The organism is Magnetospirillum moscoviense (genome assembly GCF_001650635.1).
Lineage (GTDB): Bacteria > Pseudomonadota > Alphaproteobacteria > Rhodospirillales > Magnetospirillaceae > Magnetospirillum > Magnetospirillum moscoviense.
The window spans coordinates 44,706-53,644 of sequence record NZ_LWQU01000123.1 but is presented as its reverse complement, the minus strand read 5'-3'; the positions used below and the strand labels follow the sequence as shown (position 1 = coordinate 53,644).

Below are 8,939 nucleotides of genomic sequence, written 5' to 3'. Positions count from 1 at the left end.
CAAGTCATGAAAAACGCTATTCTGATGCCGCACGGTGTTGCTCCAATTCGTGTCCAGGAGACGCGCCAAACGTCTGAACACGAGTAGAATCAACGCCGTGCACTCAGTCCACTAAATTAAACCGGACAGCAGTGGGTCAAGCCCGGCCATGACGGGTGGAGGAATTGTGCTTCAGCCTAACCGACTTAATCCGCCTTGTCGGGGCTGTAGTCGCTGACCACCCAAATCCCGTCGGCGCCCTTGCAGGCGGTGACGTCGCGGGCAGTCCAGCCGGTGCGTTCCTGCTTCAGGCCGCGACACGGCCGGCCGGCGCGGTCGGCATATTGGGTGGCGGCGGGGATCACCGAGCCATAGGTCCGATCCGATACCTTCCAGGTCACCGGCTTGCCCTGCTCGGCGGCGGCGACGGTGGCCAGGGCGTGCTGGTCATCCGACCGGAAGTTGAAATGAGCCGGAGAATCGCCCGACATCTCGGCGTTGGGCCACGGGCGGTCGGCGCAGGCGGCCAGGGCCAGCATGGCGGTGGCAACGGCGATCGAACGGATCATGATGTCGGTCCTTTCCCTGGGACCTTGCCTTCTGCAAGGTCCGTCTGGTCAGGACTCTTACCAAATGGTTAAGACCTTGGGAAGGATGGAATCGCAGGGGCTATTGGCTGAAGCCCGCCGGGGCGGGCGCCTGGGCCGTTGAGGCCCCGCAGAGTCGGCGTGACGCGCAGCGGAACGCGCATAACGGAGCGTAGCCAAGCGACCGGAGGGAGCGCCCGGCGCCTGAGGGGCATGAACAAAATCCGTTCAGCGCCCGGCGATGGTCAAGCCGTCGACCCGCACCGTCGGACAATCGACGCCATAGCGGAACACCAGATCGTTGGCCGGGGTCAGATTGAGGAACATGTCCTTCAGGTTGCCGGCGACGGTGATTTCCGACACCGGAAAGGCGATCTCGCCGCCATCGATCCAGAAGCCGGCGGCCCCGCGCGAATAATCGCCGGTCACCCCGTTGACGCCCTGGCCGAACAGTTCGGTGACGTAAAAGCCCGAGGGGATGTCGCCGACCATTTCCGCCACCGTCAGGGCGCCGGCTTCCATATAGACGTTGCTGGCCGACGGGCTGGGCGGCGAGGCGGTGCCCCGGCTGGCATGGCCGGTGGTCTTAAGACCCAACTGGCGGGCCGAGCGGCAATCCATCAGCCAGGTGGTCAGCACGCCGTCCTCGATCAGGTCCAGGCGGCGGGTCGCCACCCCCTCGCCATCGCACGGGCGCGAGCGCGGGCCGCGCAGGCGGTGCGGATCGTCGACGATGCGGATGCCCGGGGCGAAAATGCGGCTTCCCATCTTGTCCTTCAGGAACGAGGTGCCGCGCGCCACGCCGGCCCCGTTGATGGCGCCCAAAAGCGAGCCGACCAGGCCGCGGCTGACCCGGGGGTCGAACACCACCGGGACCTGACAGGTCTTCATCTTGCGTGCGCCAAGCCGGCGCACCGCGCGCTTGCCGGCCTCGTGGCCGACATCCTCGGGCGCGCGCAGGTCGGCCATGTGGACCGCCGAGGTGTAATCGTAATCGCGTTCCATGCCGGCATCGCCGCCCCCGGCCAGCACGGCGGCCGACAGCGAGCCCGAGGTCACCGCATAGGAATGGGCGAAGCCGTTCGAGCCGACGAAGGCGACCTCGGACCGGCCCCAGCCGGCGTCGGCCCCTTCGGAATTGGTGACACCGGGCACGGCGCGCGCCGCATCCTCGGCCCGGTGCACCATGTCCAGCAATTGCTCGGCGCTGGGTTCGAAGGCGTCGCAGGTGTCGAGATTGGGAAACACCGTGGCCAGTTCCGACGGATCGGCTAGGCCGGCATAGGGGTCTTCCGGGACGATGCGGGCCATCGACACCGCGCGCTCGACCAGTTCGGCCAACGCCTGGGACGAGCGGTCCGACGACGACACCATGGCCTGGCGCTTGCCGATCAGCACCCGAAGGCCGAGATCGCCCGATTCCGAGCGCTCCAGCCGCTCCATCTTGCCCAGGCGCACCCCCACCGACAGGCTGACCGAATCGATCTGCACGGCATCGGCGGCGTCGGCGCCGGCCTTCTTGGCCTGGGCGACCAGATCCTGCAGCAGGGCGACCGTCTGGGAAGGGGACATGGGGTTCCTCCGATGCGCTTGGACCGAAAGGCTAACCCGGATCGCGCGCCCTGTCAGGACCTATTCATCATCCTCGCCGGCACTGGCCCATTCCTGCAGGCGGGCCAGGTGGTTGGTGTCGCTGAAACGCGGCGCCCGGTCGGGATGAGGCCGGGCCTCGTAAGGCGTCGCCGGGTCGTCGAAGGCGGCGACCAGGGCGGCCAGGCCATCCAAAGCCTGGTCGGCCAGGCTGGCGGGATCGTCGCCGGCTTTCTTTTCCTCGCCGCCGGGGCTGCCACCCTTCAGGCGCCAGAACAGCATCTGCCCGACCGGAGCCGGAGCCACCCCGTCGAAGCCGCCGAAACGGGCGATGGCCGCCTCCAGCGACAATTGCGGGGCATAGCCGGCCGCGACCTCTTTCGCCGAGGGCGGCTGGCCGGTCTTGTAATCGATCACCGCCAGGGTGCCGTCCTTCAGGCGATCGATGCGGTCGGCGCGGGCATGCAGCAGGAAGGGACCACCCGGAGCCTCGATCTCGATGCCGCCCTTGACCTCCGAGAAGGTGGCGGCGATGTCCGCCCGCCGGGCTTGCTCGTGCTCGACCAGCCAGGCGGCGACCCCGGTGAAGCGCGGCCACCAGAACGCCCACAGGCCGGGCCGGGCCAGGGCGGCGGCGAAGATGTCGGTGCCGATGGCTTCCAGGCGGGCCAGGGCGTCCAAGGGCAGCGGCCCGCTCGGATGGGCCTTCAGGAAGGTCTCGATGGCCTTATGGACCAGCGAGCCGTAATCGGCGGCGCCGGGATCGGCGTCGATGGGGTCCAGCTTGCGCAAGCCCAGGACATGCTTGGCGTACAGCGCGTAGGGATCGCGCATCCAGGTCTCGATCTCGGTGACCGACAGCTTGCGCGGCCGGGCCGCCACCGGCGGCCGGGGCGCCGGCCGTTCGACCGGGGCACGCGCCGGCGGGCGGTCCAGCCCCTCGTGCCAGGCCAGCCAGCCGGCGCTTTCGGCATCGAAGGACAGACCGGCCGCTTGGGCCACCGCATCCAGCCGCATCAGCCAGCGCGACGGCACCGTCGGCGCCCCTTCCACCCGCACCGAACGGGTCAGCACCACCCGGGCCGCCCCGAAACCCTGGGCGAAATCGTGGGCGGCCTGGCCGATGCGCCGCTCGGGCGCCGGCAGGCCGAATTTGGCCCGCATCGGCCGGCTCATCCACGGGTCGGCATCGGCGATGGCGGGCCAGGTGCCCTCGTTCAGGCCGGCCAGGATCATCAGGTCGGCCTGTTGCAGGCGGGCTTCCATCGGCCCCAAGATGGACAGGCGCGGATGGCGGCCCCAACGCGGCCGCACCACCTGACCCGACAGCAACTGGTCGAACAGGGCCGGATAGCTGGCAGGGGCAATGGAAGGAAACACCGTGCCGACCGCCGCCGCCGCCTCGGCCAACTGGCCGGCGAAACGACCCAGCGCCTCGCCCGCCTCGCCCCGCCACAGCATTTCCGGGCCGGCCAGCGCCTCGGCCGCTTCCATATGGGCGGCCAGCAACTCGCCCAGGCTGGCCTGATCGCGGCCCATCACCGCCAGGAACGGCGCGAGCGAGGCCTCAAGGCCCTCCAGCCAGCGGACCAGGGAGGCATCGCCGCCCACCGCCAGGCGCAGGCCGGCGATGCCGGCGGCCGGACGCGGCCCGCGCAGACACAACCGATCCAGACGGCGCACCTGATGGCGAAAATCCGGCCCGGCCGCCAGCGGATGCTTCAGGCAGGCCAGCACCGCGTGGGGGGCGAAATGGTCGGCCACCATCTCGGCCAAGAGCCGCAGGAAGGCGCCGGGCTCGGTCAGCGCCAGCGGCCGCCCGGCGGAATCGTCGATCAGGATGCCCCAGCGTTCCAGCTCGGCCGCGACCCGGCGGGCCAGATCGCGGTCGGGGGTGACCAGGGCGGCGGTGCGGCCGTCTTGTTCCAAGGTCTCGCGCAGCATCAGGGCGATGGCGCCGGCTTCCTCACGCGGCGTCGGCGCGTCCAGCCGACTGATTCCAGCCAGGGTGGCGGCGGGAAATTCCGGCAGGTCCTTCCAGGCCTCGCAAGTGGCTGCCGGGCGCAGCGCCTGCGATAAAAGCGCCAGGCGGGCGGCGCGCGGATCGGGGTTGGCGGTCAGTTCGCCCACCTGCTTGCGGGTCAGGCCCAGCACTTTCAACAGCCGGGCCAGCATGAATTGCGGATGGGTCTCGTCCAGGGCCGCCCACGAATCCTCGTCCAGGCCCTTGTCCAGGCCGGGCAGCACCACCATGCCCTGGGGCAATCCGGCGATGGTCGCCAGCAAATCCAGGGTGGCCGGGCGCGAACCGGTCGAGCCGGCGGCGATCACCGGATAATCGGGCGGGTTGGCCCGCCAATGGGCGGCCTGGGCATCCAGCACCCGGTTGACCCGGGTCTGATGATCCAGCCGGCCGCCCAGCAGGGCCGGCCAATGTTCGGTGACGATCTTCAGGAAATCCAGCGTCACCTGCCAGTGGGCGGCCAGCTCGTCGGGGACCAGTTGGCCCAGGCGGTCGAAGCCCACCCGCTCGATGGCGGCGCCGTCCAACAGCTTGCCCAACTCGGCGGCCAGGCGGGCGGCCTGATCGGGCGATGGGGCCCGCCCGCCCCGGGCCGCCCCCGCCCCCAGCACCAGCCGGGTCAGGATCAGCAGACGCTCGGTCGGCGGCACCGGCTCGGGAAGGTCCGGATCGCCCTCGCCCAGCAGGGTCAGGACGTCCTCGTCGGCCTCGTCCGGCTCGATGGGCTTCAGGCGCGGCAGCAGCAAGGGCCGCCCGCCCGAGGCCCGCAGGAAGGCCTGTTCCAGGGTGCGGCAGGCGCGGCGATTGGGCAGCAGCACCACCATCTCGGCCAGCTTCAGCGGATCATGCTCGGCCCGCGCCAACAGGTGGCCGGCCAGGACGTCGGCGAAGGCCAGTCCGGCGGGGATGGTGAAGACCTTGCGCGCCGGACCGCCTGACGTCATTCGGGCTCCTGCTCGATCAGCGCCGCCTCGACCGCGGGCAGCGCCTCGGGGGTGCCGACATGGTACCAGCGTCCGTCATGGAGCAGACCGAACAGGCGGCCGTCTTCCAGGGCGCGGTCATACAGCACGTTCAACGAGAATTTGCCCGACGGGCAGCCGCCGAACAAGCGCGGATGCAAAATCTGCACCCCCGAGAACAGGGTCGGCGCCACTTCCTGGCCGCGCCGCCGCCACGGCACCCCATTGGCATCGATGAAGAAGTCGCCGGGACCGTCATAGCCGACGGCGCGCGCGGTCGGCACCAGCAGCAACAGCGCATCCATGCGGGCATCGTCCCACGCCTGGGCCAGCCGGGTCAGGGCCGACACGGCGCCATCGGTCCAGATGATGTCGGAATTGACCACATAGAACGGGGCTTCGCCCAACAGCGGCAAGGCCCGGGCGACGCCGCCGCCGGTTTCCAGCAGCTCGGTCTCGGGGCTTAGGCTGATGTTCGGGCGGCCGGCCAGATGGGCCTCGATGCAGTGGGGCAGCCAATGGGTGTTGACCACCAGATGGCCGACCTCGGCCGCCCCCAGATGGTCCAGCGCGCGGTCCAGCATGGTCCGCCCGGCCACGGCGACCAAGGGCTTGGGGATGGTCAGCGTGATCGGGCGCATGCGCAGGCCCAAGCCGGCGGCCAGGACCATGCCGTGGGTCGGGCGCGTGCTCATGGGGTCGGCACGCCCCGGGCCTGGAGCGGGATGTGGCGGTCCAGCCAGCCCTTCATCCGCGCCAGGGCCGGGTGGGCGCAGGCCCCGTCCAGCAGGCGCCAGACGCGGGGGATGTGGACCAGATAGCCGGGCTTGCCGTCGCGCTTGCACAAGCGGGTGAAGATGCCGATCACCTTGGCGTGGCGCTGCGCCGCCAGCACCGCCCACGACGCGGCGAAGGCGTCGCGGTCGAGAGCGGGAAAGCGGGCCAGATAGCGGTCGATCATGGCGGCAACCAGCTGGGGCGACAAATCGCGCCGGGCGTCTTCCAGCAGGCTCATCAGGTCATAGGTGACCGGGCCGGTCACAGCGTCCTGGAAATCCAGCAGGCCGCAGGCGGCCAGACCCTCGCGCGGCAGCTTCATCAGATTATCGACGTGGAAGTCGCGCAGGACCAGGGTATCGGGCACCGCTTGGGCCACCGGGATCAATTCGCGCCACAGCGACAGATATTCCGCCCGGACCGCCTTGGCGGTCTCGGCCCCCAGCATGGCCGGCATGTACCAGTCGGTGAGCAGGGCCGCCTCGGTCAGCAGCTTGTCGTCGTCGTAAGGGGCCAGGCCCAGCGGGATGGCCTGTTCACCCTGGCCGTGCAGGTCGGCCAGCAGATCGACCGCCAGGGCATACAGCGCTTCCTCGTCGCCGCCATTGTCCAGCAGGCGGGTATAGGTGTCGTCGCCCAGATCCTCCAGCAGCAGCAGGCCGTTATCCAGATCGACCGCCAGAAGGCGCGGACTGGAATAGCCCAGCCGTTCCAGATGCATGGCGATGCGCACGAACGGGCGGACATCTTCCTTGGGCGGCGGAGCGTCCATCAGCACCGCGCGCCGTTCGCCATCCTTCAGGCGGTCGTAATGGCGAAAGCTGGCGTCGCCGGCCAGCCGGCCGCGCTCGGCAGCCCCCCAGCCGGCCCGCTTCAGGAAGGCGGCGATCAGGGCGTCACGGTCTGTCATGGATCAAGGTCTCCCAAGCGGTCGTCCCATTGATGGACGGGGGTCAGGGTGGCGCGCCGGCTGCCTTCGGCTTCGCCGGATTCCAAGGTCACCTCGAGCCGGCGGCGCGGCACCAATGGCCCCAGCCGGTCGGGCCATTCGATCAGGCAGATGCCGTCGACGAAGGCGTCCTCGATGCCCAGTTCCCAGGAATCATCCGGCTTTTCCAGTCGGTAAAGGTCGAAATGCCAGATTTCGCCCGCGTCGGATTCGTAGGTCTGGACCAGGGTGAAGGTCGGGCTGGGGACTTCCTCGAAGGGGTCGGTCAGGGCGCGAATGAAGGCCCGCGCCAGGGTGCTCTTGCCGGTGCCCAGGGTGCCGGCCAGCAGCAGCACGTCGCCGGGACGGGCCAGCCGGGCCAGGGCGGCACCCAATTTGACGGTGTCGGCCTCACAGGCCAGCTCGAACACCCGGTTCATGGCCCCGTTCATGGATTACGCGCCCGCGGATGGGCGTCGCGATAGGCCCGGGTCAGCCGTTCGGCATCGACCTTGGTGTAACGCTGGGTGGTCGACAAGGTGGCGTGGCCCAGCAATTCCTGGATGGTGCGCAGATCGCCGCCGCCGGCCAGCAGATGGGTGGCGAAGGAATGGCGAAGGGCGTGCGGGGTGGCGCTGTCGGGCAGGCCCAGAAGCGGGCGCATCTTGCGCATCTGCCGCTGCACCACGCCGGGATTCAACACCTTGCCGCGCGCGCCGACGAACAGCGGATCGTCGGCGCCGATGGCGAACGGGCATTGGCCGACATAATCGTCGATGGCCTGGCGCACCAGCGGCAGCACCGGCACCAGCCGCTGCTTGCGGCCCTTGCCGGTGATGACCATGGCGTCGGCTTTCGGCCGGTCGCGCCCGGTCATCGCCAGCGCCTCACCCAGGCGCAGGCCGCAGCCGTAAAGCAGCGTGAAAAGCGCCGCGTCGCGGGCCGCCAGCCACGGCTCATCCTGCAAAAGCGCCGCCTGATCCAAGGTCTCCAACGCGGCGTCGGCCGACAGCGCCTTGGGCACCGATTTGGGCGGCCGGGGCGCCTTGACCGCGCCGATCGCCGGATTATGACCGTAATCATGGTTGTCGAGGAATTGGAAGAAGCCGCGCAACGTGCTCATCTGCCGCGCCATCGACGAGCGCGACAACCCGTCATGCTGGCGCGCCGCCAGGAAGGCGCGAAAGTCGGCCGGGCTTAACGCCATCAGGGCGGCCAGGTCGGCCTCGCCGCCCAGATGGCCGATCAGGAAGGTGAAGAAGGCGGCGAGGTCGCGGCCATAGCCATCGATTGTGTGTTTGCTGGCCCGCTTCTCGCCCGACAGCCAGCCCTGCCAATGCTCGACCGCCTTGGCCAGATCGGGGGCGGCGGCGAAGTGGATGGGAGCCTTGGTCATAGCGTTACAATGCCGTGACCCGGTGGCGCCATTCCGAATCGGCGACGCGATCGTGGAACCGCCGGTCGGCGGTGACCATCGGGCAATCCAACTGCTCGGCCAGGGCCAGGTAGAAGCAGTCATAGGCCGGGTGGCCCAGCGCGCAGGCCATGCGCAGGGCCGGGCCGGACAGTTCGTCATGGGCGTAGACACGGTCCAGCATGGCGCGACAGCCCTGCCACGCCGCCTGGGCGGCGGACTCACCCAGCCGGTTGGCGGCGACATGGCGCCACAATACGTTGGTCAGTTCGGCGCCGATCAGATCGGGGGCCATCAGCGGCGCAGAGCCGACCAACTGGATCGCTGCCGCCGAACCGCTTTCCTCGATGACCCATTTGATGGCGACGCTGGCGTCGATGACCAATCCGCTCATCGCCTGTCGCGATCCTCGCGGATCAGGTCGGCGCTGTCGGGCGCGCCCTCGGGCAACCTGATTCGCACGCGGTCAAGCAAGGCCAGCTTCTGCTCGGGCGACAACGGCGCCTGAGCCGCCAGCGCCTCGCGCAGTTCGGCTTCCAGCGAACGGTTGTTCAGCCCCGCCTTGGTGCGGAACTGATTGATCAACGCGTCGTCTAGATTACGAATCAGGACCGATCCCATGGCCCATGCCTCCGGTGGATGCTATCAAAGATGATAGCACCGGCCGTCACCGTTCGTC

Annotated in this window: 9 protein-coding genes; all 9 read right to left on the bottom strand. The window is 69.3% G+C overall.

From position 1 onward, the window contains the following. Positions 1-185 precede the first annotated feature (185 nt). On the bottom strand, positions 186-548 hold the full coding sequence (locus A6A05_RS06735; RefSeq protein WP_068498716.1) for a hypothetical protein: 363 nt from the start codon (positions 546-548) through the stop codon (positions 186-188). Between the two features lie 246 nt (positions 549-794). Next, positions 795-2,138 (bottom strand): TldD/PmbA family protein, encoded by a 1,344-nt coding sequence (locus A6A05_RS06730; RefSeq protein ID WP_068498714.1) that lies wholly within the window; start codon positions 2,136-2,138, stop codon positions 795-797. Positions 2,139-2,198: 60 nt separating this feature from the next. After that, entirely contained in the window at positions 2,199-5,123 is a 2,925-nt protein-coding gene (gene addB, locus A6A05_RS06725; protein ID WP_068498712.1) for a double-strand break repair protein AddB, read from the bottom strand. Continuing rightward, positions 5,120-5,836 (bottom strand): nucleotidyltransferase family protein, encoded by a 717-nt coding sequence (locus tag A6A05_RS06720; RefSeq protein ID WP_068498709.1) that lies wholly within the window; start codon positions 5,834-5,836, stop codon positions 5,120-5,122. Before A6A05_RS06720 ends, addB begins: the two co-directional genes overlap by 4 nt. Then, complete coding sequence (locus A6A05_RS06715; protein WP_068498707.1) at positions 5,833-6,828, bottom strand: aminoglycoside phosphotransferase family protein; 996 nt, start codon at positions 6,826-6,828, stop codon at positions 5,833-5,835. The genes A6A05_RS06720 and A6A05_RS06715 overlap by 4 nt, the downstream gene beginning before the upstream one ends. Further along, positions 6,825-7,298 (bottom strand): tRNA (adenosine(37)-N6)-threonylcarbamoyltransferase complex ATPase subunit type 1 TsaE, encoded by a 474-nt coding sequence (gene tsaE / locus A6A05_RS06710; RefSeq protein WP_425411938.1) that lies wholly within the window; start codon positions 7,296-7,298, stop codon positions 6,825-6,827. Before tsaE ends, A6A05_RS06715 begins: the two co-directional genes overlap by 4 nt. Further along, a complete protein-coding gene (locus A6A05_RS06705) occupies positions 7,295-8,242 on the bottom strand; it encodes a tyrosine recombinase XerC (RefSeq protein WP_068498705.1) in 948 nt (315 codons plus the stop codon). The genes tsaE and A6A05_RS06705 overlap by 4 nt, the downstream gene beginning before the upstream one ends. Positions 8,243-8,246: 4 nt before the next feature. Beyond that, positions 8,247-8,654 (bottom strand): type II toxin-antitoxin system VapC family toxin, encoded by a 408-nt coding sequence (locus A6A05_RS06700; protein WP_068498703.1) that lies wholly within the window; start codon positions 8,652-8,654, stop codon positions 8,247-8,249. Next, a complete protein-coding gene (locus A6A05_RS06695; RefSeq protein ID WP_068498701.1) occupies positions 8,651-8,881 on the bottom strand; it encodes a FitA-like ribbon-helix-helix domain-containing protein in 231 nt (76 codons plus the stop codon). The genes A6A05_RS06700 and A6A05_RS06695 overlap by 4 nt, the downstream gene beginning before the upstream one ends. Positions 8,882-8,939: the final 58 nt, after the last annotated feature.

What these genes read in the sequence shown, in the direction of transcription:
- A6A05_RS06700 (WP_068498703.1), bottom strand. Translation starts at nt 8,654, where the DNA reads ATGAGCGGATTGGTCATCGACGCCAGCGTCGCCATCAAATGGGTCATC.
- A6A05_RS06720 (WP_068498709.1), bottom strand. Translation starts at nt 5,836, where the DNA reads ATGAGCACGCGCCCGACCCACGGCATGGTCCTGGCCGCCGGCTTGGGC.
- A6A05_RS06715 (WP_068498707.1), bottom strand. Translation starts at nt 6,828, where the DNA reads ATGACAGACCGTGACGCCCTGATCGCCGCCTTCCTGAAGCGGGCCGGC.
- A6A05_RS06695 (WP_068498701.1), bottom strand. Translation starts at nt 8,881, where the DNA reads ATGGGATCGGTCCTGATTCGTAATCTAGACGACGCGTTGATCAATCAG.
- A6A05_RS06730 (WP_068498714.1), bottom strand. Translation starts at nt 2,138, where the DNA reads ATGTCCCCTTCCCAGACGGTCGCCCTGCTGCAGGATCTGGTCGCCCAG.
- tsaE (WP_425411938.1), bottom strand. Translation starts at nt 7,298, where the DNA reads ATGAACGGGGCCATGAACCGGGTGTTCGAGCTGGCCTGTGAGGCCGAC.
- A6A05_RS06735 (WP_068498716.1), bottom strand. Translation starts at nt 548, where the DNA reads ATGATCCGTTCGATCGCCGTTGCCACCGCCATGCTGGCCCTGGCCGCC.
- addB (WP_068498712.1), bottom strand. Translation starts at nt 5,123, where the DNA reads ATGACGTCAGGCGGTCCGGCGCGCAAGGTCTTCACCATCCCCGCCGGA.
- A6A05_RS06705 (WP_068498705.1), bottom strand. Translation starts at nt 8,242, where the DNA reads ATGACCAAGGCTCCCATCCACTTCGCCGCCGCCCCCGATCTGGCCAAG.